General features: G+C 68.4%; 20 protein-coding genes. 9 read left to right on the forward strand and 11 right to left on the reverse strand.

Going from position 1 to position 23,929, the window contains the following annotated elements; translation table 11 throughout:
- Positions 1 to 171 precede the first annotated feature (171 nt).
- The 5 genes from QFZ27_RS37045 to QFZ27_RS37065 all read left to right on the forward strand — a co-directional run bounded on the left by QFZ27_RS37045 (position 172) and on the right by QFZ27_RS37065 (position 4,989).
- Positions 172 to 699 (forward strand): ABC transporter permease, encoded by a 528-nt coding sequence (locus QFZ27_RS37045; protein WP_429231888.1) that lies wholly within the window; start codon positions 172 to 174, stop codon positions 697 to 699.
- A 10-nt stretch (positions 700 to 709) separates the two neighbouring features.
- Positions 710 to 1,627, forward strand: a complete 918-nt coding sequence (locus tag QFZ27_RS37050; protein WP_429231890.1) for an ABC transporter permease subunit — start codon at positions 710 to 712, stop codon at positions 1,625 to 1,627.
- An 18-nt stretch (positions 1,628 to 1,645) separates the two neighbouring features.
- Positions 1,646 to 2,758 carry an ABC transporter ATP-binding protein gene (locus QFZ27_RS37055; RefSeq protein ID WP_429231892.1) on the forward strand — a complete coding sequence of 371 codons (1,113 nt, stop codon included), beginning with the start codon at positions 1,646 to 1,648 and terminating at the stop codon, positions 2,756 to 2,758.
- 10 nt (positions 2,759 to 2,768) lie between these two features.
- A complete protein-coding gene (locus QFZ27_RS37060; protein WP_429231893.1) occupies positions 2,769 to 3,809 on the forward strand; it encodes an ABC transporter ATP-binding protein in 1,041 nt (346 codons plus the stop codon).
- 217 nt (positions 3,810 to 4,026) lie between these two features.
- A complete protein-coding gene (locus QFZ27_RS37065) occupies positions 4,027 to 4,989 on the forward strand; it encodes an isopenicillin N synthase family dioxygenase (RefSeq protein ID WP_429231895.1) in 963 nt (320 codons plus the stop codon).
- 50 nt (positions 4,990 to 5,039) lie between these two features.
- On the opposite strand, the gene QFZ27_RS37070 is transcribed toward QFZ27_RS37065, so the two are convergent.
- From QFZ27_RS37070 to QFZ27_RS37085, 4 genes are all read right to left on the reverse strand, one after another.
- Positions 5,040 to 5,612: a DJ-1/PfpI family protein gene (locus tag QFZ27_RS37070; protein WP_429231897.1), complete on the reverse strand. Its 573-nt coding sequence runs from the start codon at positions 5,610 to 5,612 to the stop codon at positions 5,040 to 5,042.
- Positions 5,613 to 6,145: 533 nt separating this feature from the next.
- Positions 6,146 to 6,880 (reverse strand): DUF1345 domain-containing protein, encoded by a 735-nt coding sequence (locus QFZ27_RS37075; RefSeq protein WP_429231898.1) that lies wholly within the window; start codon positions 6,878 to 6,880, stop codon positions 6,146 to 6,148.
- Between the two features lie 157 nt (positions 6,881 to 7,037).
- Positions 7,038 to 8,195: an aminotransferase gene (locus tag QFZ27_RS37080; RefSeq protein ID WP_429231900.1), complete on the reverse strand. Its 1,158-nt coding sequence runs from the start codon at positions 8,193 to 8,195 to the stop codon at positions 7,038 to 7,040.
- Between the two features lie 19 nt (positions 8,196 to 8,214).
- The gene (locus tag QFZ27_RS37085; protein WP_429231902.1) at positions 8,215 to 8,838 is read right to left on the reverse strand and encodes a hypothetical protein; all 624 of its coding nucleotides are present in this window, start codon (positions 8,836 to 8,838) and stop codon (positions 8,215 to 8,217) included.
- A gap of 118 nt (positions 8,839 to 8,956) precedes the next feature.
- On the opposite strand from QFZ27_RS37085, the gene def reads away from it, so the two are divergent.
- Positions 8,957 to 9,472, forward strand: coding sequence for a peptide deformylase (def, locus tag QFZ27_RS37090; RefSeq protein WP_429231904.1), 516 nt, complete (start codon positions 8,957 to 8,959; stop codon positions 9,470 to 9,472).
- A gap of 158 nt (positions 9,473 to 9,630) precedes the next feature.
- On the opposite strand, the gene QFZ27_RS37095 is transcribed toward def, so the two are convergent.
- Together QFZ27_RS37095 and QFZ27_RS37100 are read right to left on the reverse strand one after the other, a co-directional pair.
- Complete coding sequence (locus QFZ27_RS37095) at positions 9,631 to 11,634, reverse strand: hypothetical protein (RefSeq protein WP_429231906.1); 2,004 nt, start codon at positions 11,632 to 11,634, stop codon at positions 9,631 to 9,633.
- A 65-nt stretch (positions 11,635 to 11,699) separates the two neighbouring features.
- Positions 11,700 to 12,248: a thioesterase family protein gene (locus QFZ27_RS37100; RefSeq protein WP_429231908.1), complete on the reverse strand. Its 549-nt coding sequence runs from the start codon at positions 12,246 to 12,248 to the stop codon at positions 11,700 to 11,702.
- A gap of 170 nt (positions 12,249 to 12,418) precedes the next feature.
- On the opposite strand from QFZ27_RS37100, the gene QFZ27_RS37105 reads away from it, so the two are divergent.
- Positions 12,419 to 13,855: an IS1182 family transposase gene (locus QFZ27_RS37105; protein ID WP_429224230.1), complete on the forward strand. Its 1,437-nt coding sequence runs from the start codon at positions 12,419 to 12,421 to the stop codon at positions 13,853 to 13,855.
- A gap of 184 nt (positions 13,856 to 14,039) precedes the next feature.
- Here QFZ27_RS37105 and QFZ27_RS37110 read toward each other — a convergent pair whose 3' ends face one another.
- The 5 genes from QFZ27_RS37110 to QFZ27_RS37130 all read right to left on the reverse strand — a co-directional run bounded on the left by QFZ27_RS37110 (position 14,040) and on the right by QFZ27_RS37130 (position 21,687).
- On the reverse strand, positions 14,040 to 15,839 hold the full coding sequence (locus tag QFZ27_RS37110; RefSeq protein ID WP_429231910.1) for an acyl-CoA dehydrogenase C-terminal domain-containing protein: 1,800 nt from the start codon (positions 15,837 to 15,839) through the stop codon (positions 14,040 to 14,042).
- Positions 15,840 to 15,851: 12 nt separating this feature from the next.
- On the reverse strand, positions 15,852 to 18,182 hold the full coding sequence (locus QFZ27_RS37115; protein ID WP_429231912.1) for a 3-hydroxyacyl-CoA dehydrogenase/enoyl-CoA hydratase family protein: 2,331 nt from the start codon (positions 18,180 to 18,182) through the stop codon (positions 15,852 to 15,854).
- A 73-nt stretch (positions 18,183 to 18,255) separates the two neighbouring features.
- Positions 18,256 to 19,395, reverse strand: a complete 1,140-nt coding sequence (locus QFZ27_RS37120; protein ID WP_429231914.1) for a thiolase family protein — start codon at positions 19,393 to 19,395, stop codon at positions 18,256 to 18,258.
- 56 nt (positions 19,396 to 19,451) lie between these two features.
- Entirely contained in the window at positions 19,452 to 19,874 is a 423-nt protein-coding gene (locus QFZ27_RS37125; RefSeq protein WP_429231916.1) for a MerR family transcriptional regulator, read from the reverse strand.
- Between the two features lie 85 nt (positions 19,875 to 19,959).
- A complete protein-coding gene (locus QFZ27_RS37130) occupies positions 19,960 to 21,687 on the reverse strand; it encodes a long-chain-fatty-acid--CoA ligase (protein ID WP_429231917.1) in 1,728 nt (575 codons plus the stop codon).
- A gap of 59 nt (positions 21,688 to 21,746) precedes the next feature.
- On the opposite strand from QFZ27_RS37130, the gene QFZ27_RS37135 reads away from it, so the two are divergent.
- Positions 21,747 to 23,636 carry an ABC transporter ATP-binding protein gene (locus tag QFZ27_RS37135; protein ID WP_429231919.1) on the forward strand — a complete coding sequence of 630 codons (1,890 nt, stop codon included), beginning with the start codon at positions 21,747 to 21,749 and terminating at the stop codon, positions 23,634 to 23,636.
- Positions 23,637 to 23,644: 8 nt separating this feature from the next.
- Complete coding sequence (locus QFZ27_RS37140; RefSeq protein WP_186002468.1) at positions 23,645 to 23,806, forward strand: hypothetical protein; 162 nt, start codon at positions 23,645 to 23,647, stop codon at positions 23,804 to 23,806.
- Positions 23,807 to 23,929 lie beyond the last annotated feature (123 nt).

A 23,929-nucleotide genomic window follows, 5' to 3' on the forward strand; every position in this document is an offset into this window, starting at 1 on the left:
TCGGGCCGTCGTTCAAATACAAGGACTATTCGGTCAACGACCTGATCTATCAGGGCTTCCCCTATTCGCTGCAGCTCGGCTTGATCGCGATCGTGATCGCCAGCTTCTTCGGCATCCTGTTCGGCACCATCGCCCGCGCTGAAGCAGAACACGCCGGGCGACTACGGCACCATGGCGATCGCCATGGTCGGCATCACCATCCCCAATTTCGTCGTCGCGCCGCTGCTGATCCTGATCTTCGCCGTGACCTGGCGGGTGCTGCCCGCGGGCGGCATCGCCGGCGGCTGGACCTCCTTCATCCTGCCGATCATCGCGCTGTCGCTGCCGCCCACCGCCTATATCGCGCGGCTGACCCGGGCCAGCATGATCGAGGTGCTGCGCTCGAACTTCATCCGCACCGCCCGCGCCAAGGGCCTGCCGGAGCGGATCACCATCGTGCGGCACACGCTGAAGGCCGGGCTGCTGCCCGTCGTCTCCTATCTCGGCCCCGCCACCGCCGGCATCATCACCGGCTCGGTCGTGATCGAGCAGATCTTCGGCATCCCCGGCATCGGCCGCTACTTCGTGCAGGCCTCGCTGAACCGCGACTACACGCTGGTGATGGGCACGGTGATCTTCTTCGCCGTGCTGATCATCCTGTTCAATCTCATGGTCGACCTGCTGTACGGCGCGCTCGACCCTCGCGTGCGCTACGATTGAGGACGCGGCGATGACCGACGCCACCATCGGAACCCTTCCGCCCCCCGTCGCCCAGCCGATCAAGGGCCGCAGCCTGTGGCAGGACGCCTGGCGGCGCCTGCGCGGCAACAAGGCCGCCATCGCCAGCGTGGCGATGCTGGCGATCATCGGGATCGCCTGCCTCGTCGGGCCCTATCTGCTGCCCTGGGGGCTGGACGAGGTCGACTACACCGCCTTCACCGCGCCGCCGAGCTTCGCGGCGTCGGATGACGGCACAGCCGCGCATTATTTCGGCACCGAGGCCAATGGCCGCGACCTGCTGGTCCGCACCCTGTATGGCGGCCAGATCTCGCTGATGGTCGGCATCGTCGGCACCCTGGTCAGCCTGGTCATCGGCGTGGCCTACGGCGCCACCTCCGGCTTTCTGGGCGGCCGGGTCGACAGCATGATGATGCGCGTCGTCGACGTGCTGTATTCGCTGCCGTTCATGTTCTTCGTGATCCTGCTGATGGTGTTCTTCGGGAGGCACATCTTCCTGATCTTCGTCGCCATCGGCGCGGTGAACTGGCTGGACATGGCGCGCATCGTCCGGGGCCAGACCCTGTCGATCAAGCGCAAGGAATACATCGAGGCGGCGCATGCCTGCGGCGTGTCGAGCTGGGGCATCATCCGCAAGCATGTGATCCCGAACACGCTCGGCCCGGTCATCGTCTACATGTCACTGACCGTGCCGCAGGTGATCCTGCTGGAAAGCTTCCTGTCCTTCCTCGGCCTCGGGGTGCAGGAGCCGATGACGAGCTGGGGCGTGCTGATCTCCGAAGGCGCCCGCAGCATGACCATCGCCTGGTGGATGCTGGTGTTCCCGGCCGTGTTCCTGGCCGTCACCCTGTTCTGCCTCAACTTCATCGGCGACGGGCTGCGCGACGCCCTCGACCCGCGCGATCGCTGAGCCCGAGGCCAACGCACAATGACCGCAACACTCGTGACCACCCCGACCCCGAGCGCCGGCACCGTGGCCTCCCCCGCCGCCCAGGCCGAGACCATCCTGGCGATCCGCAACCTCGTCACCCGCTTCCGGACCGGCGACGGCCTGGTCGCCGCGGTGAACGGCATCTCGCTCGACATCGCCGCCGGGGAAACCCTTGGCGTCGTCGGCGAGAGCGGCTCGGGCAAGAGCCAGCTGTTCATGTCGGTGATGGGCCTCCTGGCCTCGAACGGCCACGCCACCGGCAGCGTCCAGTACCGCGGGCAGGAGATCCTGGGCCTGCCGCCGGCGAAGCTGAACCGCTTCCGTGGCTCGAAGATGTCGATGATCTTCCAGGATCCGATGACGTCGCTGAACCCCTATCTGCCGATCTCGCGGCAGATGACCGAGGTGCTGGTGCAGCACAAGGGGATGAACCAGGGCCAGGCGCTGAAGCGCTCGATCGAGATGCTGGACCTGGTCCGCATCCCCGAGGCGAAGCGGCGCATCGGCATGTACCCGCATGAATTCTCGGGCGGCATGCGCCAGCGCGTGATGATCGCCATGGCCCTGCTGTGCCAGCCCGACCTGCTGATCGCGGACGAGCCGACCACCGCGCTGGACGTCACCGTGCAGGCCCAGATCCTGGACCTGATGCGCGACCTGAAGCGCGAGTTCAACACCTCGATCGTGCTGATCACCCATGATCTCGGCGTCATCGCCGGCCTCGCCGACCGGGTGATGGTGATGTATGCCGGCAACGTGATCGAGACCGGGTCGGTGCGGGACATCTTCTACAACCCGCAGCACCCCTACACCGAGGGGCTGCTGCAGAGCATGCCGCGGCTGAACTCCGACCGGCATGCCGAGCTGCCGTCGATCGGCGGCCAGCCACCGAACCTGCAGAACCTGCCGCCCGGCTGCAACTTCCAGCCGCGCTGCCGCTACGCCCATGCCCGCTGCGTGGCAGAAGAGCCGTTGCTGCGCCCGTGCGGCGGCGACCTCGAAGCCAGCGGCGTGCGGCGGGCCAAGGCCTGCCACCTGACCCAGCTGCCCTTGACCGAGGCCGATCGCGCGATCATCGACGCCGATCGCGCCGCCCGGACCCGTCATTGAGGCCCGTGCCATGACCGACATCCTCCCGCCGGACGGCAAGAAGACGATCCTGTCGGTGCGCGACCTGCGTGTGCATTTCTCGATGCCGAAGCGGCACATGTGGTCCAGCCACCGCGACAGCCTGAAGGCGGTCGACGGCATCAGTTTCGACCTCAAGGCCGGCGAGACGCTCGGCATCGTCGGCGAGTCCGGCTGCGGCAAGTCGACCCTCGGGCGCGCCGTGCTGCAGCTGATCCCGCCGACCGCGGGCCAGGTGGTCTGGATGGGCGAGAACATCGCCAATCTCGACAGCCACGCGATGCGCGAGAAGCGCCAGGACCTGCAGATCATCTTCCAGGATCCGCTGGCCTCGCTGAACCCGCGCATGACCGTGGGCGAGATCATCGGCGAGCCGCTCGACGTGTTCGAGGGCAAGCTGAGCAAGAAGGAGCGCCGGGCCAAGGTCGAGGAGATCATGGGCCTGGTCGGGCTGCGGCCGGAGATGATCAACCGCTATCCGCACGAATTCTCCGGCGGCCAGGCGCAGCGCATCGGCATTGCCCGGGCGATGATCCTGAACCCGAAGCTGATCGTGTGCGACGAGCCGGTCTCGGCCCTCGACGTCTCGATCCAGAGCCAGATCGTCAACCTGCTGATGCGGCTGCAGCGCCAGTTCGGCCTGTCGCTGATCTTCATCAGCCACGATCTCTCGGTGGTGCGCCACATCAGCCACCGGATCATGGTGCTGTATCTCGGCAAGCTGGCCGAGATCGCCGACCGCGACGACATCTACGACAATCCGCGCCACCCCTACACCCAGGCGCTGATCTCAGCGGTGCCCTTGCCCGACCCGGATGCGGAGCGCAGCAAGAAGCGGATCGTGCTGACCGGCGACCTGCCGAGCCCGCTGAACCCGCCCACCGGCTGTTATTTCCGCACCCGCTGCCCGAAGGCGCAGGATCTGTGCGCCCAGGTGGCGCCGCAGCTGATCGACGTCGGCAGCCCCGGCCACCAGGCCGCCTGCCATTTCTGGGACACCCCGACCCCCGCTCGCCGCGACGAGGCGGCGTAATTTGCATTGCCTCTCCCGCTTGCGGGAGAGGTCGGAGACGCGAAGCGGCTCCGGGTGAGGGTTCTTGTCGAGGCCGGCGCCAACCCTCACCCGGTCGTCCTGCGGACGCCCGACCTCTCCCGCCAAGCGGGAGAGGTAATGGATTGTCGGCGACAACCAGCTTGTACCGCCCTGACCTTCCCGCTGTAATCGGACCATCCCTGCAGCGGAGTCGCGCATGACCGACATCCCGGTGATCGACCTGACTCCGCTGCGCCTCGGAGGGGTGGAAGGGCTGCGGGACGTGGCCGGCGCCCTCGGCGAAGCCTGCCGCGGGGTCGGCTTCTTCGCCGTCACCGGCCACGGCATCGACCCGGCCCTGACCGGCAGGGTCTTCGCCGCGGCCCGGGATTTCTTCGGCCGGCCGGCAGCCGAGAAGACAGCGCTGTCGATCACCCGGTCGCCGCACAACTGCGGCTATGTCGGCATCGGCACCGAGACGCTGGACGTGACCAAACCGACCGATCTGAAGGAGGCCTTCAACATCGGCCTCGACCTGCCGGCGGACCATCCCGAAGTGGTCGCAGGCCGACCCTTCCGCGGCGTCAACCTGTGGCCGGAAATTCCCGGCTGGCGCGAGACCATGCTGGCCTATTTCGACGCCGCCTGGCGCCTGGGCCGGCTGCTGCACCGCGGCTTCGCCGCCGATCTCGGCCTCGATCCCGGCCATTTCAAGAGCCGGCTGGATGCGCCGATGGCGATCCTGCGGCTGCTGCACTACCCGCCCCGCCCCGGCACGGTGGCTTCGGGCCAGATGGGCGCCGGCACCCACACCGATTACGGCAATGTCACCATCCTGGCGACCGATGGCGTGGCCGGGCTGCAGGTACGGCGGCGGGACGGGGTGTGGCTGGACGCGCCGCCGGTGCCGGGCGGCTTCCTGTGTAACATCGGCGACTGCCTGATGCGCTGGACCAACGACGTCTACATCTCGACGCCACACCGGGTGCAGCCGCCGGAGCGTGAACGGTACTCGGTCGCCTTCTTTCTCGATCCCAATCCGGACGCGCTGGTCGAGGCCCTGCCGGGTTGCGTCACGGCCGACCGGCCGGCCCGCTATCCGCCGGTGCTGGGCGCCGACTATCTGCGGTCGCGGCTCGACGCCACCTACGCCCATCGCGCGCCGGGCGGCGGCTCATAAAAAAGGGCGCCGAAACCGGCGCCCCTTTGAACTTTCCCGGTCCCGGAGGATCAGGCGGCCGCGGCCACCAGGGCGGCAACGGTCGTGAAGTGCTCGACGATCGAGCCCTTGAACGCGGGCATGTCGAGGTCGTCGCGGGCGGTGATCAGGTTGCCGTCGACCACGACGGTGTCGTCGACCAGCTTGGCGCCGGCGGCCTCGAGCGTCTCGCGGACGCTGTCATTGGCGACCACGATGCGGCCCTGGATCCGCTCGGACAGCGCCAGCAGCTGCGGAGCGACGCCGAGGGCCGCGATCGGCTTGCCGGCATCGGCGAAGCCGCGGAGGATGCGCTTGGTGTGCGGGTTGGCGGCCAACTTGGCCACGCCGCGCTCACCACCCGGGATCAGGACGGCATCGAAATCCGCGGCCAGCGCGTTCGACAGCGGCACGTCGACGGCGAAGTAGTGACCCCACGCCTTCTCGTGCCAGCCATTGACCAGCCCCTGCTCGGTCGAGACGATCTTCAGGGCGGCGCCGGCGGCGAGCAGGGCCCGCTGCGGCTCGGTCATCTGGACTTCCTCGAACCCGTTCGACACCAGGATGGCGATCGTCTTGCCGGCGAGAGGCTTGTCGTTCTGCATGTATTATTCTCCCTTGCTGAAGCCGGTCCCGGCGGATCCCCTCCGGATCACATGGTCGCCTTATGGACGCGCACGAGGCGCCGTCCTGCGCTGCGGATCGCGTGTCGCGAGGCAGCGGCGAAACCATGCCGGGATGGTGATTGAATTCGATCGTAGAAGTGGCGGCAGGGACGCCGAAAGTCAATGGCGCAGACCCGTCGCATGGGTGCATTGCACAATGCTGGGGCTCGGTCGGCTTCCGGAGCCCTGCTGCGAGATGCAAAACCGCCGCCCCGGAGGGCGGCGGTCGGAGTTCAACGTTCGGTGAGGCACCGGTCTCAAGTGCCGGCGCTCGCGGATCACCGCGACGAAATGGTCGGTGTCAGGCCGGCAGCCCGGAGGTTGCCGACATCGCCCGATCCGACGCACGTCCCATCAGGGCCGCCGCGGAGATCATGGTCACCGGAGCGCTAGACATCGGATCACCTCCTTTCGCTTGTTGCACCTGCGACAAAGGTCGGGCGAATGGGCGGATCTGTCAAGGGCGGGGTCGGTCAGTTCGCCAGGCCGGCCGCGATATTGACCGCCAGTGCCAGGATCACGGTGTTGAAAATGAAGGACAGCACGCCGTGGCCGAGGGTCAGCCGGCGCATATAGGAATCGGTCACCTGCACGTCCGAGACCTGGGCCGTCATGCCGACGACGAAGGAATAATAGAGGAAGTCCCACACCCCCGGCTCCTCGTCGCCCGGGAACTCCAGCCCGCGCGCATCCTGGCGCTTGCCGCGCTCGCCGCCGGCCTTGCCGTAGTAGAGATGGGCGTAGCGGAAGGCGAAGACGGTGTGCAGCGTGGCCCAGCCCAGCGCCACGCCGGCGACCGCCAGGACCAGATGCAGCGGCGCCGGCCCCTGCGCCTGGTTCAGCAGGCTGAAGATCGAGGCCACGCCGAGGCCGGCCGCGATCATCGTGATCAGCACGATCAGCGGCAGGCCCTCGTCGTCGATATCGGCGCGGTGCCGGAACGAGTCGGCCGTCACATGCCGGGCCAGGACCGCGGTCCAGGCGAGATACAGGCCGAAGAAGGCATCGCCGGCGATGACGACGGCGATCGGTCCGCTGGCGCTGCCGCCAAGGGCGAACCAGAGCGCCACGCCCAGCAGCGCGCCGGCATAGAAGCGGGTGTGGTGCCGCAGATGGTTGCGGATCGGGCCGAGCAGGGCAGCCTCCCTTCGCAGGATCGCTTCCGCGAGGAAGGCATTGCCGCGCCCGGCTGTCCAGGTCGAACGCAACCCGCTTGGAGTCGCTCCTGCGTTGCCTCTCCCGCTTGCGGGAGAGGTCGGAGACGCGAAGCGGCTCCGGGTGAGGGTCCTTTGTCGAGGCCTGGGCCAGCCCTCACCCGGTCGTCCTGCGGACGCCCGGCCGCAAGCGGGAGAGGTAGCCCGCGTCCTAACTGAAGCGCTTGGCCAGCCGTGCCAGTGCCTCGTCCAGCACCGCATCCTGCTTGGCGAAGCAGAAGCGGGCGACGGTCGACAGCGGAGACTCGGCGTAGAAGGCCGAGACCGGGATGGCGGCGACGCCGACCTCCTCGATCAAATGCCGGCAGAAGGCCTGGTCGTCGCCGTTGAAGCCGGTCGAGCCGATGTCGAGATTGACGAAATAGGTGCCGTCGCAGGGCAGCACCGTAAGCCCCAGCCGCTGCAGCCCGGCGGCGAAGCGGTCGCGCTTGCCCTGCAGCTCGGCGACGAAGCCGTCGTAATAGTCGTCGCCCTTGGCCAGGCCGTAGGCGACTGCGGCCTGCAGGTTCGGCGGCGTGGTGAAGGTCAGGAACTGGTGCGCCTTGCCCAGCAGCGTCGCCAGCGCCGGCGCCGCGGTGACGTAGCCGACCTTCCAGCCGGTCAGCGAGAAGGTCTTGCCGGCCGAGCCGATCTTCAGGCAGCGGTCGCGCATCCCAGGCCGGGCGATCAGCGGCTGGTGCCGCCGGCCGTCGAACACCAGATGCTCATAGACCTCGTCGCAGATGACATAGGCGTCCGAGCCGTCGACGAACTCGGCCAAGAGGTCGAGCTCGGCGGTGCCGAACACCTTCGCCGCCGGGTTCAGCGGGTTGTTGAACAGCACCGCCTTGGTCCGGGCTGAGAAGGCTCGGGCCAGCGCCGCCCGGTCGAAGGACCAGTCGGGCGGCGTCAGATGGACGAATTTCGGCACGCCGCCGGCGCGGCGGACCAGCGGCAGATAGGCGTCGTAGAGCGGCTCGAACAGCACCACCTCGTCGCCCGGCTCGATCAGCGCGAACAGCGCCGCCGCCAACGCTTCGGTCGCGCCGGAGGTGACCACGACCTCGCTGTCGGGATCGACATCGAGCCCGTAGAAGCGCTTGTCATGCGCCGCCACGGCTTGGCGCAGCTCGGGCAGGCCGAGCATCGGCGGGTACTGGTTCCAGCCATCGGTGACGGCGGTGGCGGCGACCCGCAGCACATCCTCCGGCCCCTTCCCGTCCGGGAAGCCTTGGCCGAGATTGACCGCGCCGTGCTGCCGCGCCAGCCGGGACATGACCTCGAACACCGTGGTGCCGAGGCCGGAGAAGATCGCGTTTCCGGGCTTCATCTTAAGCTGGCCGCCGGTGTCAGTGCCGGGTCGGAGCGTCGTCGAACTCCTCGTCCTCCGGACCTTCCTCGACCACGTCCAGCATCTCCTCGAACCGGTCGAGCAGGTCGGAATAGTCGCGGTTGGCGCGCAGGAACTTGCGGAACGCCTTGTCGTTGCGGATATCCGCATCGAACCAGGCATCGGCGGCGCGCTGATGCTCCGGATGGGCGGAGAGGTGGTAGAAGGCGGCCTGCTCGACGGCGACGATCTCGCCCTCGTCGAGAATCTCCAGCACCGCGCCGACATAGGTCGGCAGGCCGGTCAGGAAGGCGATCTCGTTGGCCGCGGCGGCCAGCTCGTCCTCGTCCAGCGGCTCGTCCGGCGCCTCGCCGGCGGCGGCCGCGGCGGCCTGGGCCGCCTCCTCCATCTTGCGGATCTCGTCGCGCAGCGCGGCGAAGTCGCTGTCGTCGCCGATCAGCGCCTCGTTCGGCGTGCCGCCGATCGCCGCCTCGATCGCCAGCAGCGTGTCGAGCAGCTTGCGCTTGCGCACCACCCAATTGGCCCCGCTGCGGACGTCCTCGGCGATCGACCGCAGCCGCTCCTGCTCATCCGGCGCCATGTCGGCGAGCAGCGATGTTTCGGGCTTGGCTATCGCGGTCACGGCTCTCGTCCTGTCTGTCTCTCCGTCGCGCCCGGCGGCGCGGGCGCACCCTAACACAACAGCTCTGCCGATGGCGAAGCTTGACCCCTGTCCGCCGCATGCCTATCTGGATCGCGCCATGGCCAAGCTCCCGATCCTGATCGCCCCTGATTCCCGTCTCAAGACCAAGGCGAAGCCGGTCGCCGCGGTGGATGACCGCATCCGCCAGCTGACCGACGACATGCTGGAGACGATGTACGCCGCGCCGGGCATCGGCCTCGCGGCGCCGCAGATCGGCGTGCTGGAGCGGATCATCGTCATCGACGTCGCCGGCAAGGACGAGCCGCCGGCGCCGCTGCGCCTGATCAACCCGGAGATCACCTGGGCCTCGGAGGAGTTGCAGACGGCCGAGGAAGGCTGCCTGTCGCTGCCCGAGCAATGGGCCGAGGTGGTGCGTCCCGCCGAGGTCAAGGTCCGCTACCTGGACGAGACCGGCGCGCCGCAGGAGATGCAGGCGACCGGCCTCCTGGCCACCTGCGTGCAGCACGAGATCGACCATCTGAACGGCGTGCTGTTCGTCGACCACATCTCGGCGCTGCGCCGGAACATGATCCTGCGCAAAGTGCAGAAGTGGAAGAAGGACCACGCGTCGTAACGGCGCGTGCACTCAGGCTCGATCCCTCTTCCCTTTTCTGTCATTGCCGGGCTGACCCGGCAATCCAGGGGCCACCCGGAGCGGCATCGAGATTTCCTGGATGCCCGGGTCAAGCCCGGGCATGACAATAAGGGGACGAGAACGGCCCCTCCCCTGCCCTACTTCTCCTCCTCCGTATCCCAGTAGCTCGTCCCGCCGATGTTGAGCGTGTCCGGCGCCTTGAGATCGTCGCCGGGAACGCCGACGCTCAGCCGGGTCACCGTGCCGTCATCGGCCCTGAGCTCCAGCGTGTAGCCGTCGAGGCGGTAGCGCCCGGCCGAATCCCGCGACTTCAGCGCGCCCATGGCCGAGAAGCCGCTCTCGTTCGTGACGGCAGCGAAACCACCCCCCGCGACGCCGACCGAGCCGCCGTCCGGTCCCGTCCCTGCCATGCTCTGCATGAAGAAGCTGCCGCCCTGGTGGCGCTCGAAGGTGCCGTCGGGACGGAAGACGAGGTCGATGCGCCGGGTGACGCCGCCTTGGAACACGTTCAGATAATAGTAGCTGCGGTCCAGCCGGGCGTCGGGCGGGAACGGCTTCAGCACCGTGAAGCTGGGCAGGTCCGCCTTCTCCCCCGCCGCCGCGGACATCGCGTATTTGTCGCCCGGCCGCTCCCAGCGCGACCAGTCCTGCGGCGCACGGCGGCGAACCTGATCGACGTCGAGATCGGTCGGCGGATAGTCAAACTCGTAGCGATAGGCGGTGCCGTCCTTCAGCAGCAGGAAGCTCTCGTCGTTGCGATCGGTGAACGTGCCGCCGGTCGGGTTCATGCCGACCTGGAACTGCTCGCGGAACAGCACCGCCTCGATCTGGTCGGCCGGGAGCCCCTTGTCCGGCCCGGCATTCACCTCCGCCGCATCCGGCGGCCGGTATTCCAGCCCGCCGGCCTCCGGCAGGTCGGAGCGGGCGACCCGCGACGGGTCGTCCAGCAGCCGGCAGTCGGCCAGCTTGAACACCTCGAACGCATAGACCTTGCTGATCCGGGCGACGACGGTGACATCTTTGTCCTTCGCCTGCTCGAAACGCTTCTCCTCGGCATCGTCGGCGAATTCGCAGCTGGCGCTCCAGATCGAGCGCTGCTCCGGCAGCCATTGCTGCAGCCGGTCGTCGCCATCGGAGCGGCCGGCGAGGACGATCGGCCCGAGCGTCCGCATCGCCGCGGTGACGGCCTCGGCTTTGTCGTCGTCCTTCGCGCCGGGCGTGCGCCGGAACAGCTCCTTCGCGATGACCGAGAGCTGGGCGATCGAGTACAGCGACTTCGGCTTCGGCGTCAGTCCCGTCTCTTCCGGGATGTTCGCCTTGGAGATGCCGCCGGACTCGTCGAGCAGACGGCAGTCGTCCAGCTTGATCAGGTTGAAGTTGTAGACCCGGTCGATCCGGCCCGAGACGACGACGTCGCGGCCGATCTCGCGGCCGAACAGCGATTCCTCGGCATCGTCGGCGAACTCGCAGCTGACTTTCCACAGCGATTGCTGGTCGACCGTCCATTGCTGCAGCTCGTCATCATCCACCACCCGGCCGGACACGGCGATCAGCCCGATCCGGCCGAGCACGGTGGAGACCCAGTCGGTCTGGTCGGTCTCGTCCCTGTCCTGCGGCGCCTGGCGCCAGGCCTCCGCCGCCAGGGCCGAAAGCTGGCCGGCGGAATAGAGGGTCTTCGGCCTCGGTGCCGGGCCGAGGAAGGCCTCCAGCACGCCGCGTGCCGGTCCGGCCTTGGCGGCGAGGGCGAAGGTCGTCCCGCCGAACACCGTCGGCAGGGCGCCGCAGGCGAGCGGCATCTTCTGCACCAGAGCGTCGGCCTGTGATTGGAGCGCGGCGTCGAGCTTCGATCGGGCCTTGGCGACAGCGTCGTTCTGCGCCATGACCCGCTCCACCAGCCGCTCCAGCCCGTCGGCGTCGTTCGCCTCGCGCCAGGCCCTCAGCGCCGCCGCATGGGCCGCGGCGCCGGGGGCGTCGATTCGATCGCAGCTGGCGACCACGCCGCGCGCCAAACCGAGCGGCACGTAGATCGCGGAGATGGCCTCCGCCAGCGCCTTGGAGTCCGGCGATCCGGCCGCCGCGGCGGGAGATACGGACAGGGTTGCCAGCGCTGCGGCGACGACCAGGCCTGCCAGGAACCTCATCCATCCCTCCCCCGTCGGAGTCGGCGCCAGACTGGCGCGGCGTCGCGGCGGGAGCAAGGCGAAGATCAGGCGGCGCGGGGGCCGTCCCGCAGCCCCTCGCGCATCGCCTCCTCGCCGTCGCGCAAGGCCTGGACATAGGCCGGCAGCGCGGGCGAGGGACCCTGCCAGCCGAAGGCGGCGGCGATCTCCGCCGTCGGCACCGTGCCGCCGTGGCGGCGGAACACGGCCTTGACCACGGCATGGGCAGCGACGGCGCCGCCGGCATCCTCGAAGCTTTGGTCGAGATACAGCCACTTCTCGTCCCAGCCGAGCAGCCGGCTGCGCAGCCGGTAGCCGGCGAAGGCGGCAAGCGAGCGGCGGTAGCGGATGGTCGCCCCGCCCAGCACCGGCGCCCAGCGCCGGGGCCACAGCAGGCCGACCAGCCCGACCCGCACCATCAGGTCGGTGCGGCCGAGATCCATCACCGTCAGGTACCGGCCGTTGTTCATGTGCAGGTTGAAATCGAGGTCATTCGGCCAGACCCGGAAGCGCACCACCCTTTCGTCGAGCAGGCCGATCCGGCGGCCGAGCAGCGCCGCGACCACGACCCGGATGAGGCGGAGATAGAGGTTCATGGGGCGTGCCCTTCCCTGCGTCGGGGTGAACGCCCCCTCACCCTCCCGGCCCAAGCGGGCCGGGCCTCTCCCTCTCCCGCAACAGCCCGTGTGGAAACCCACTGGCGGGGGATTCTAGAGGCCGGTCCGGTGTGATCTACTGCTTCGACAAGACATTCGGAGTGGCGGTGATGGTTCATGTGACGGGGGAGTCGCGGTATCAGCGGTTGCTGATGGCACCGAGCCTGGACGAGATCGTCGCTGCCGAGCATCCGGTGCGGGTGATCGACGCGTTTGTGGCCACGCTGGACCTGAGGGATCTGAAGTTCGGCAAGGTGGAGGCGGAGAGCACGGGCAGGCCGCCGTACCATCCCGGCGATTTGTTGAAGCTGTACATCTACGGCTACCTCAATCAGATGCGGTCGAGCCGGCGGCTGGAGCGGGAATGCGTGCGCAACCTCGAAGTGCACTGGCTGGTCAACCGGATCACCCCCGCCTTCAAGACCATCGCCGACTTCCGCCGCGACCATGTCGCGGCCATCACCGGGGTGTGCCGCGCCTTCATGCAGTTCTGCCGCGGGCAATCGCTGTATGGCGGTGAACTGGTCGCCATCGACGGCAGCAAGATCGAGGCCGTGGCCAGCCGCAAGAAGGTGCTGACGCCGGCGCTGCTGGAGAAGCGGGCGGCGGCGCTGGACGCCAAGATCGCCGAGTATCTGGCGGCGATGGACGAAGCCGACCGCCAGGAGGCGGCGACGGAGGCCGGACCGACCGATGTGGCCCGGGCCCTGGCGGTGCTGCAGGCCAAGCGCGACACGGTCCAGGCCCAGGCCAAGGCCCTGGCCGGGGCAGGGCTCAGTCAGACCGTGACCAGCGAGCCCGACGCCCGCTTGATGAAGACCGCCCGCCATGGCCATCAAGTCGCCTACAACGCCCAGAGCGCGGTCGACGGCAAACACGGCCTGATCGCCGCCTTCGATCTGACCCGGGACTGCAACGATCAGACCCAGCTCCTGCCGATGGCCCAGGCGGCCAAGGAGAGCCTGGCGGTCGAGACCCTGACCGTGGTCGCCGACACCGGCTATTCCAACGGCACCCAGGGCCAAGCCTGCGCCGAGGCCGGCATCACCGCCGTGGTGCCGCGCCAGACGGTCGTCAATCCCAAGAACGCCGATCTGTTCTCCCGCGACGCCTTCACCTACGACCCGGCCCGCGACTGCTGGACCTGCCCGGCCGGCGAGATCCTCACCCTCGTCTCGGTCTCCCAACCCGAGCAGAAGAACACCTATGCCACTCCGGCCTGCGCCGCTTGTGCCATCAAGGTCCAATGCACCAGGGGCAAACGGCGCAAGGTCACCCGCCACTTCCATGAAGACGCCCGCGAGGCCATGCACCGCCGTGCCGTCGAGGATCCCGGCTGGATGCAGCGCCGCCGCGAACTCGTCGAACACCCCTTCGGCATCATCAAATGGATGATGGGCTATCCACGCTTCCTGCTCCGCGGCCGGCGCAAGGCCAAGGCCGAACTCGCCCTCATGGTTCTCGCCTTCAATCTCAAGCGAACCATCACCACCCGCGGCGTCCCACTCCTCCTCGCCGCCCTCCAACCCACTCCCGCCGGGCCATGACTGGCCCACTCGACCTAAATCTTCTGTCCCCTCTGACCCCTCAAGCAAATCCCCACACTTCTCACACGGGCTGCGAGGAGAGGGGGAGAAGGGTCAGCACCCATACACCTCTCCTTGGGGAGAGGTCGAAATCGCGCAGCGATTTCGGGTGAGGGGGTGGCTCGGAACCACCCACCCGAACGGATCAGAACGCCTCGGCCTCAAGCGCCATCAGCGGCGCCTTGCCGGCCATGATCTGGATGAACAGCGACCCGGTCTCCGGCAGCATGCGCTGGATGAAGAAGCGCGCGGTCTTCAGCTTGGCGTCGTAGAAGCCGGCGCGGTCGCCGGCCTCCGGCGCCTTCTCCAGCGCCACCTTCGCCATCCGCGCCCACATCCAGCCCAGCGCCACCAGGGCGAACAGCTTGAGGTAGTCGGACGAGGCGGCGCCGGCCTCCTCCGGGTCCTTCAGCCCCTTCTGCGCGATCCAGGCGGTGGCCTGCTGCAGCTTGCCGAAGGCCTTGGCCAGCGGGCCGACGAACTCCAGCATCGCCTCGTCCTCCGCCTCCTCGCGGATGAAGGCGTCGACCGGGTGGAAGAAGCTGCGCAGCAGCCGGCCCATATCCTGCGGCATCTTGCGGCCGACCAGGTCCAGCGCCTGGATGCCGTTGGCGCCCTCGTAGATCTGGGCGATGCGGGCGTCGCGGACGAACTGCTCCATCCCCCATTCGCGGATGTAGCCGTGGCCGCCCAGCACCTGCTGCGACCGGACCGCGACCTCCAGCCCCATATCGGTGAAGTAGGCCTTGAGGATCGGCGTCATCAGCGACACGAAATCGTTGGCATTCTGCCGGACCGCCGGGTCGGGGTGCTTGGTGTAGAGGTCGATGTTGATGCCGACCAGGTAGCCCAGCGCTCGTGCGCCCTCGGCGAAGGCCTTGCCGGTCAGCAGGTTCTTGCGCACGTCGGGGTGGACGATGATCGGGTCGGCCGGCTTGTCCGGCGCCTGGGCGCCGGCCAGCGAACGGCCCTGCAGCCGGTCCTTCGCATAGGTCACCGCGTTCTGGTAGGCGACCTCGGCGATGCCGAGCCCCTGCATGGCGACGCCGAGCCGGGCGGTGTTCATCATCACGAACATCGCCCGCATGCCCTTGTGCTTCTCGCCGACCAGCCAGCCGGTGGCGCCGTCGAGATTCATCACGCAGGTGGACGACGCCTTGATGCCCATCTTGTGCTCGATCGAGCCGCAGGCGATGCCGTTGCGCGGCCCGGCGACGACCGCCCCGCCCTGCTCCTTCGGCAGGAATTTCGGCACCACGAACAGGCTGATGCCCTTGATGCCCGGCGGGGCGTCGGGCAGCCGGGCCAGCACCAGGTGGATGATGTTCTCGGTCAGGTCGTGCTCGCCCGCCGAGATGAAGATCTTGGTGCCGGTGATGCTCCAGGCGCCGTCGGCCGCCGGTTCCGCCTTGGTGCGGATCAGGCCGAGATCGGTGCCGCAATGCGGCTCGGTCAGGCACATGGTGCCGGACCAGGTGCCGTCCGCCAGCTTCGGCAGGTAGGTCGCCTTCTGCCGCTCGTCGCCATAGACCTCGAGCGCGTTGTAGGCGCCCTGCGACAGGCCGGGATACATGCCGAAGGACATGTTGGCGGAGGACAGCACCTCTTCGATCACGACGTTCACCGCCTTGGGCATGCCCTGGCCGCCGAAGGCCGGGTCGGCGGACAGGCCGGTCCAGCCGCCCTCGGCGAAGGTGCGGTACGCCTGCCTGAAGCCCTTCGGCGTGTAGACGACGCCGTTCTCGAAGCGGCAGCCCTCCTCGTCGCCGGACTGGTTCAGCGGCGCCAACTCGTTCTCGGCCAGGCGCGCCGCCTCCTCCAGGATGGCGTCGACCGTGTCGGGCGTCGCCTCCTCATAGCCGGGCAGCTTGGCCAACTGGCCGGCGTCCAGGAGCTCGTGCAGCACGAAGCGGATGTCGTCGAGCGGGACCTTGTAGCTGGGCATCGTCAGATCCTCTCAGTTCCGCAGCGGCTTGCCGGTGGCCAGCATGTGCTCGACCCGGGCGATAGTGCCGGGGGCCCGGACCAGCGCGGTGAACGCCTCGCGCTCCAGCGCCAGCACATCGTCCTCGGTCAGCTTTTCGGTGATGTCGGTGTCGCCGCCGGACAGGACATTCGCCAGCTTGTCGGAGACGACGACGTCATAGGGCATCGCCTTGCCGGTGCGGGCCAGGTCGGCGACCGCCAGGGCCAGCGCGGTCCGCGCGGTCGGGCCCGGCAGGCGGATCTCCTCGGCCGGCTCCGGCGGCTGGTAGCCCTCGGCCAGCGCCAAAGCGCGGGCCTTGGCATCGGCCAGCAGCCGGTCGCGGTTCATGGTGATGCCGTCGGCGGGGCGGAGATACAGCAACTCCTTCGCCTCGAAGGCCGACTTCGCCACCTTGGCCGTGCCGATGGTCTCGAACACCTGCCCGATCGGCGGCATCGGGCCGCCGGGACGCTTCGGCTGGCCATAGGCGCGCAGCAGCATCTCCTTGCACCCACCCCAGCCGGGGATCAGCCCGACGCCGACCTCGACCAAGCCGCAATAGGTCTCGGCATGGGCCTGGATCGCGCTCGAATGCAGCAGGATCTCGCAGCCGCCGCCCAGCGCCATGCCGGAGGGTGCGGCGACGGTCGGGAACGGCGCGAATTTCAACGCCTTGTAGGCATCCTGCCCGCCCTTCACCAGCGCCTCGATCTGCGGCCACAAGGCGATGTTGATGCCGAACAGGGCGAGGCCGAGATTGGCGCCGACCGAGAAGTTGGTGCCCTCGTTGTAGATCACCATCGCCTTGTACTTGGTCGCGGTGATGCGGATCGCCTCGGCCAGCAGGGCCATGGTCTGGTCGTCGAGGCTGTTCATCTTCGAGATGAACTCGAAGCAGGTGACGCCGTCGCCGATGTCCCACAGCGCCGCCGACCCGTTCCGGGCGATCGGCTTGGCGGTGCGCTTGATGTCGGCCAGCAGCAGCACGCCGTCCGGCCGCGCCGCCTCGGCATAGTCGCCGCCGGTGGTGAGGTATTGCAGCTTGCCGTCCTGGACGCGGTAGAAGCTGCGGCCCTGCGCGGCCTTGAGCAGCGCCGGCACCGGCTTGCCCTGGCTTTCCAGCCAGCCGATCAGCCAGTCGGCGCCGACCTGGTCGATCAGCTCGAACGGGCCGTAGGTCCAGTTGTAGCCAAGGCGCATCGCCTCATCGACCGCGACCACCGTGTCGGCGATCTGCGGCACCAGGCCGGCGGCGTAGGACAATGTCTGGCCCAGCACCCGGGCGGCGTATTCGCCGGTCTTGTCGTCGAAGGCGACCAGCGCCTTCAGCCCGCCCTGGCGCGCCGCGTCGACGCCGTCCAGCTTCGGCTTGTCCGATTTCGCCCAGGCGCCGGTCCGGAGGTCGATACTCTCCTTCACCCGGCTGCCGTCGGCGGCCTTGCTGAGACGGTAGAAGCCGCCCTTGCCCTTGCGGCCGGTGTAGCCCTCGGCGATCAGTTTTTCGATCGCCGGCTCGACCCGGTAGATCTCGCGATACGGGTCGTCCTTGGGCAGGGTCGCCAGCAGGCTCTTGGCGATGTGCGGCATCAGGTCGAGCCCGACCAGGTCGATCAGCCCGAACACGCCGGTCTTCGGCACGCCCATCGGCCGGCCGACCACCGCATCCGCCTCCTCCACCGTCAGGCCGAGGTCGAAGGCGCCGTTGACCGCCGCCTGAATCCAGTAGGTGCCGATCCGGTTGGCGATGAAGCCGGGAGTGTCCTTGCAGTCGACCACGCCCTTGCCGAGGCGGAGATCGGCGAAGCCGCGGATGCCGGCGACCAGCGCCGGGTCAGTGTCCGGCCCGACGACCAGCTCCAGCAGGCGCATGTAGCGCGGCGGGTTGAAGAAATGGGTGATCAGGAAGCCGCGCCGGAACGCCTCGGACCGGCCCTCGGTCAGGATCGCCAGCGGGATGGTCGAGGTGTTGGAGGAGACCGCCGCCCCCGGCTTCATCACCTTTTCGATCCGGGCATACAGGTCCTGCTTGACCGCCGGGTCTTCCAGCACCGCCTCGACGATCCAGTCGCAGCCGGCCAGCTTGTCCAGGTCGTCCTCGGTGTTGCCGGGGGTGACCAGCTTCGCCGCCGCCTTCGACATGAAGGGCGCCGGGTCGGCCTTGGCCATGCGCGCCAGGGCGCCCTCGGCGACCACGTTCCGGTTCGTGGCATCCTTCGGCACGATGTCGAGCAGCAGCACCGGCACGCCGGCATTGGCGAAATGTGCCGCGATGCCGCTGCCCATCACCCCGGCGCCGATCACCGCGACTTGCTTGATGTCCATGTCTCAGCTCCCTGGTCGCGGCCTGCCCCTCACCCGCGGATGAAGGGCGGCGCTGACGTCATGTCGGGTCGGGTCAGGCGGCCTCGAGCACGGTGGCGATGCCCTGGCCGCCGCCGATGCACATGGTGGCGAGAGCGAGGCTGGCGCCCTCCCGCTTCAGGATCGACGCCGCCTTGCCGGTGATCCGGGCGCCCGAGGCGCCGAGCGGGTGGCCGAGCGCGATGGCGCCGCCGTCGATGTTGGTCTTGTCCCAGTCCAACTCGAGGTCGCGGCCGACCGCCAGCGCCTGGGCGGCGAAGGCCTCGTTCAGCTCCACCACGTCGATGTCCTTGAGCGTCAGCCCGGCGCGCTGCAGCGCCTTGCGGCTGGCGCCGACCGGGCCGATGCCCATGATCTCCGGCGCGCAGCCCGACACCGCGATCGACCTGATGCGGGCCAGGATCGGCAGCCCGGCGGCCTTGGCGAAGGCCTCGCTGGTCACCAGCGTCGCCGAGGCGCCGTCGGTCAGCGGGCTGGAGGTGCCGGCGGTCACCGTGCCGTTCTGGTCGAAGGCCGGCTTCAGCCCGGACAGGCCTTCCTGGCTGGTGTCGGGGCGGATGGTGCCGTCGCGCTCGACCGTGCCGTCCCGGGTCGCGATCGGCACGATCTCGCCGGCGAAGCGGCCCTCGGCCCAGGCCTTGGCCGCGCGCTGCTGCGAGCGGATGGCGAAGTCCTGCTGGCTCTCGCGGGTGATCTGGTACTTCACCGCCAGGTTCTCGGCGGTCACGCCCATGTTGAAATAGGCGCCCGGCATCTCGGCCGCCAGCTTCGGGTTCGGCGCCGGGTTGAAGCCCATCATCGGCACCCGGGTCATGCTCTCGACCCCGGCGCACAGGAACGCCTCGCCCGCGCCCAGCTGGATGGCGCCTGCCGCCTGATGGATCGCCTGCATCGACGAGCCGCAGTAGCGGTTGACCGTCACGCCGCCGACCGACTGCGGCAGCCCGGCCAGGAACACGACCATGCGGGCCATGTTGAAGCCCTGCTCGCCCTCCGGGAAGGCGCAGCCGAGGATCAGGTCCTCGATCGCCTCGGGGTCGACCTTGGTCTCGGCCACCAGCGCCTTGATCACGTCGGCGACCAGGTCGTCGGGCCGGACCCGGCGCAGGTCGCCCTTGTTGGCGAAGTGATGCGGCGACCGCTTGAACCCGGCGATGACGACGCTCTTGTCCATGTCAGGCTCCTCAGAGTTTCTTGTCGCGGGCCGCGCCCGCGGATTGGGTGGGCGGCTCAGCCTTCCGGCAGCGCGCCTTCCCGCTTCAGGAAGGTGACGATCTCGTCCTCGATGCCCTTCAGATCCTCGATCGTCTGCTGCACGTCGACCAGCTGCGTCTCGAGGGCGGCGCGCCGGGCCCGGGCGCGGCCGAGGAAGAAGGACATCTGCCCGACCTGGCCGTGCTCGCGGTCATAGAGGTCGAGGAACTCCCTGATCTCGGCCAGGGAGAAGCCGAGCCGCTTGCCGCGGCAGATCAGCGCCAGCCGGGCCCGGTCGCGATGGCTGTAGATGCGGGTCAGCCCGGCCCGTTCGGGCGACAGCAGGCCCTCGTCTTCATAAAACCGGATGCTGCGCGGGGTGATGTCGAACGCCGCGGCGAGATCGCCGATCGAGTAGCTGCGCTCGACCTCCGCCTTCTCCCTGGTATCCGCCTCCATGGCGTGCCTCCGACCGCGTTGCGGCATGCCGTTTACGTAAACGGAAACTAACGCGACCGGAGATCCGGGTCAATATCGCAGGCGCTCAGGTGCCGGTGCGCGCCTCCGGCTTGGCCGCGGCTGCCTTGGCCGCCTCCTCCTCCAGCACGGTCTTGCGCGACAACTTGCCGATCAGGGTCTTGGGCAGCGGCTTGTCGCGGAACTCGATCAGCTTCGGCATCTCGATCGGCGACAGCTTGTCCTTGAGGAACTCGACCAGACCGTCGGCGGTCAGGCTCTGCCCGACGCGCAGCTTGATGTAGGCCTTCACCGTCTGGCCGCGATACGGGTCCGGCAGGCCGGCGACGATGCATTCCTCGATCGCCGGATGCAGGTAGATCGCCTCCTCGACATTGCGCGGATAGACGTTGAAGCCGGAGCACAGGATCATGTCCTTGATCCGGTCGACGATGAAGGTGTAGCCGTCCTCGTCCATGACGCCGACATCGCCGGTGTGCAGGCGGCCGTTGCGCAGCACCTCGGCCGTGTCCTCCGGGCGATGCCAATAGCCCTTCATCACCTGCGGCCCGCGGATGCAGACCTCGCCGCGCTCGCCGGTCGGCATCACCGTGATGCGGTCGTCCAGCGACACGATCTCGATCGCGGTCTGCGGCAGCGGGATGCCGATCGATCCTTCCTTGTTGACGCCGAACAGCGGGTTGCAGGTGGCGATCGGCGAGGCTTCGGTCAGGCCGTAGCCCTCGACCAGCTTGCAGCCGGTCGCCGCCTCGAAGGCGTGCTTGACCTCGACCGGCAGCGGCGCCCCGCCCGAGATGCAGCGCTTCACCGAGGACAGGTCGTATTTGGCGCGCTCGGGGAAGTTGGCGATCGCGGTGTAGATGGTCGGCACCGCCGGGAACAACGTCGGCTTCTTCTCATGGATCGTCTTCATGACGGTCTCGAGCTCGAAGCGCGGCAGCATGACGATCTCCGCCCCCGCCCAGATCGCCAGGTTCATCGCCACGGTCATGGCGAAGACGTGGAAGAAGGGCAGCACGGCCAGCATCCGGTCCTGGCCCGGGGTCATGCCCTCGAACCAGCAGCCGGCCTGCACCGTATTGGCGTAGAGATTGGCGTGGGTCAGCATCGCCCCCTTGGGCGTGCCGGTGGTGCCGCCGGTGTATTGCAGCACCGCCAGGTCTTCCTCCGGCGCGATCGCGACCGGGGCGAAGCGGCCGTCATTGCGCACCAGGTCGGCCCAGCGCAGGTGGCGGCCATCCTTCGGCACCTTCGCCACTTCGCGCCGCTTGACGATCGGGAACAGCAGGTTCTTGGGGAAGGGCAGGACGCCCGCCATCGGGCAGACCAGGATCCGCTTCAGCACCGTGCGGCCGACCAGCGGCAGCAGCTTGCCATGCAACTGCGCCAGGTCCAGCGTCACCATCAGCTCGGTGCCGCTGTCGTCGATCTTGGTGATCAGCTCGCGCTCGGCATAGAGCGGATTGTAGTTGACCACCACGGCGCCGCATTTCAGCAGCGCGAAATAGCAGATCACGTAATAGGGGCAGTTCGGCAGGAACAGACCGACCCGGTCGCCCTTGCCGATCCCGGCGGCCTGGAACCCCTTGGCGGCGCGGGCCACCAGGTCGCCGACCTGGCGGTAGCTGAGGGTCTTGTCCATGAAGGTGGAACAGGGTCGGTCGGCAAACTTCGCCACCGCGTCGTCGAGGATGGCGTAGAGCGGCCGCGGCTCGATCGGCCGGCTCCAGTCGATCTTGGGCGGGTACAGCTTGGCCCAGGCATTCGGGCGGTCCGAGGCGAGCGCCTCCGTCATTTCGGTCTCCCCGCGATCTTTCTCGGGCCGCAGCGCGGCCTTATCGCATGATGGTGCCGGTGAGCGGAACGGGCCGCAAGGTTGAAGCGAAGCCGGGGCCGTGGTTTAACGGCGCGCCCGACACCAGATCCCGGATCACCTTGGCCAAGCGCAAGGACAGGAAGCCGCAGCCGCGGCATGTGAGCGACCGCGAGATCGCGCAGCGGCTGCTGCGCAACTACATCCGGCCGCATTGGCCGAAGGTGGCGATGGCGCTGTTCTGCATGGCGCTGACCGCGGTCTCGACCGGGGCCTCGGCCTATGTGATGAAGCCGGTGATCGAGAAGATCTTCACCGACCGCGACGCCACCTGGCTGTGGCCGCTGGCGATCGCGGTGCTGGCGATCTTCGTGGTCAAGGGCGTCGCCGGCTATGCCCAGGGCGTGATCCTGAACAATGTCGGCCGGCTGATCATCGCCGAGCTGCAGGTGCGGATGTTCCGCAACCGGGTGCGGGCCGACCTGGCGACCTTCCACGAAACCACCTCGGGCCGGATGGTCAGCCATTTCACCAACGACGTGCAGTCGATGTACGGCGCGGTGGCGACCGGCATCACCGGCATCGGCCGGGACCTGCTGTCGCTGATCGCGCTGGTCGGGGTGATGTTCTACACCGACCTGGAGCTGGCGGCGGTCACCTTCATCATCTTCCCGCTGACCGTGATCCCGGTGCTGCAGATCGGCAAGCGCATCCGCAAGATCACCGGCAAGACCTTCACCCAGTACGGCTCGCTGAACAACCATCTCGGCCAGGTCTTCCAGGGCATCCGCCACGTCAAGGCCTACAACGCCGAGGAGCGCGAGACCGGCCGCGCCGCCAAGATCATCAACGAGGTCTCGCGGCTGCGACAGAAGGCGATGCGGATCAGCTCGGCCACCAGCCCGATCCTGGAGATCCTGTCGGGCGTGGCCATCGTCATCGTCATTCTCTATGGCGGCAACGAGGTCGTCTCCGGCTCGCGCACCACCGGCTCGTTCTTCGCCTTCATCGCCGCGCTGCTGATGGTCTACGACCCGCTGCGGCGGCTGGCCAACCTGCACAACACCCTGTCCTCTGGCTTCGCCGCGGCCGAGCGGGTGTTCGAGACGATCGATGCGGTGCCGACGATCCGTGACGCGCCGGACGCGATGGCGCTGGCGCAGTGCCAGGGCCGCATCACCCTGACCGACGTGCAGTTCTCCTACGGCGCGAAGATCCCGGCGCTGCGCGGGGTCACGCTCGAGGTGCCGGCCGGCAAGACCGCGGCGCTGGTCGGGCCGTCCGGCGCCGGCAAGTCGACCATCCTGAACCTGATCCCGCGCTTCTACGACGCGACCCAGGGCACGGTCGCGATCGACGGCCACGACGTCCGCGGCCTGACCCTGCATTCGCTGCGCGACCACATGGCGCTGGTCAGCCAGGAAGTGACCCTGTTCGACGATACGGTGCGCGCCAACATCGCCTATTCCCGCCCCAAGGCGACGCAGGAGGAGGTCGAGGCCGCGGCCAGGGCGGCGGCGGCGCACGAGTTCATCCAACGCCTGCCCAAGGGCTACGACACCACGGTCGGAGAGCAGGGAGTGAAGCTGTCGGGCGGGCAGCGCCAGCGCCTGTCGATCGCCCGGGCGATGCTGAAGAACGCGCCGATCCTGCTGCTGGACGAGGCGACCTCGGCGCTGGACACCGAGAGCGAGCGGCAGGTGCAGGCGGCGCTGACCCAGCTGATGGCCGGGCGCACCACGCTGATGATCGCGCACCGGCTGTCGACAGTGCGCAACGCCGACCTGATCTATGTGCTGGACCACGGCCGCGTGGCCGAGGTCGGCAGCCATGCCGAGCTGATCGCCAGCGGCGGCCTGTACGCCCGGCTGTGGGCGATGCAGACCGCCGATGACGAAGATCTGGCCGAACTATCGGCCGAGCCATTGTGAGAATGCCGATGAGCGAGACCGACAAGCTGCAGCAGCGCCTGCGCGGGATGCGCTGGTTCGCCGTCTGGGCCCTGATCTTCGGCCTCGGCATCGGCTTCTATGCCGGCTTCACCCTCGGCGTCGACACCGCCCGCGACGCCGCCGCGGTGACGGCGCCGAAGGCGGGTTAGAGCCAAATAGATTCAGGTTGAATCACGTCGGTGCGCTCTGGCCGAAGAACGGCAGGATGCTAGGCGTCTTCGCATTACCTCTCCCGCCTGGCGGGAGAGGTCGGGCGTCCGTAGGACGACCGG

The organism is Inquilinus ginsengisoli (assembly GCF_050434925.1).
Taxonomy (GTDB): Bacteria; Pseudomonadota; Alphaproteobacteria; order DSM-16000; family Inquilinaceae; genus Inquilinus; species Inquilinus ginsengisoli_B.

What these genes read in the sequence shown, in the direction of transcription:
- QFZ27_RS37120 (WP_429231914.1), bottom strand. Translation starts at nt 19,395, where the DNA reads ATGGACAAGAGCGTCGTCATCGCCGGGTTCAAGCGGTCGCCGCATCAC.
- QFZ27_RS37055 (WP_429231892.1), top strand. Translation starts at nt 1,646, where the DNA reads ATGACCGCAACACTCGTGACCACCCCGACCCCGAGCGCCGGCACCGTG.
- QFZ27_RS37130 (WP_429231917.1), bottom strand. Translation starts at nt 21,687, where the DNA reads ATGACGGAGGCGCTCGCCTCGGACCGCCCGAATGCCTGGGCCAAGCTG.
- QFZ27_RS37070 (WP_429231897.1), bottom strand. Translation starts at nt 5,612, where the DNA reads ATGCAGAACGACAAGCCTCTCGCCGGCAAGACGATCGCCATCCTGGTG.
- QFZ27_RS37100 (WP_429231908.1), bottom strand. Translation starts at nt 12,248, where the DNA reads ATGAACCTCTATCTCCGCCTCATCCGGGTCGTGGTCGCGGCGCTGCTC.
- QFZ27_RS37080 (WP_429231900.1), bottom strand. Translation starts at nt 8,195, where the DNA reads ATGAAGCCCGGAAACGCGATCTTCTCCGGCCTCGGCACCACGGTGTTC.
- QFZ27_RS37115 (WP_429231912.1), bottom strand. Translation starts at nt 18,182, where the DNA reads ATGGACATCAAGCAAGTCGCGGTGATCGGCGCCGGGGTGATGGGCAGC.
- QFZ27_RS37050 (WP_429231890.1), top strand. Translation starts at nt 710, where the DNA reads ATGACCGACGCCACCATCGGAACCCTTCCGCCCCCCGTCGCCCAGCCG.
- QFZ27_RS37045 (WP_429231888.1), top strand. Translation starts at nt 172, where the DNA reads ATGGCGATCGCCATGGTCGGCATCACCATCCCCAATTTCGTCGTCGCG.
- QFZ27_RS37110 (WP_429231910.1), bottom strand. Translation starts at nt 15,839, where the DNA reads ATGCCCAGCTACAAGGTCCCGCTCGACGACATCCGCTTCGTGCTGCAC.
- QFZ27_RS37140 (WP_186002468.1), top strand. Translation starts at nt 23,645, where the DNA reads ATGAGCGAGACCGACAAGCTGCAGCAGCGCCTGCGCGGGATGCGCTGG.
- QFZ27_RS37125 (WP_429231916.1), bottom strand. Translation starts at nt 19,874, where the DNA reads ATGGAGGCGGATACCAGGGAGAAGGCGGAGGTCGAGCGCAGCTACTCG.
- QFZ27_RS37105 (WP_429224230.1), top strand. Translation starts at nt 12,419, where the DNA reads ATGGTTCATGTGACGGGGGAGTCGCGGTATCAGCGGTTGCTGATGGCA.
- QFZ27_RS37065 (WP_429231895.1), top strand. Translation starts at nt 4,027, where the DNA reads ATGACCGACATCCCGGTGATCGACCTGACTCCGCTGCGCCTCGGAGGG.
- QFZ27_RS37095 (WP_429231906.1), bottom strand. Translation starts at nt 11,634, where the DNA reads ATGAGGTTCCTGGCAGGCCTGGTCGTCGCCGCAGCGCTGGCAACCCTG.
- def (WP_429231904.1), top strand. Translation starts at nt 8,957, where the DNA reads ATGGCCAAGCTCCCGATCCTGATCGCCCCTGATTCCCGTCTCAAGACC.
- QFZ27_RS37060 (WP_429231893.1), top strand. Translation starts at nt 2,769, where the DNA reads ATGACCGACATCCTCCCGCCGGACGGCAAGAAGACGATCCTGTCGGTG.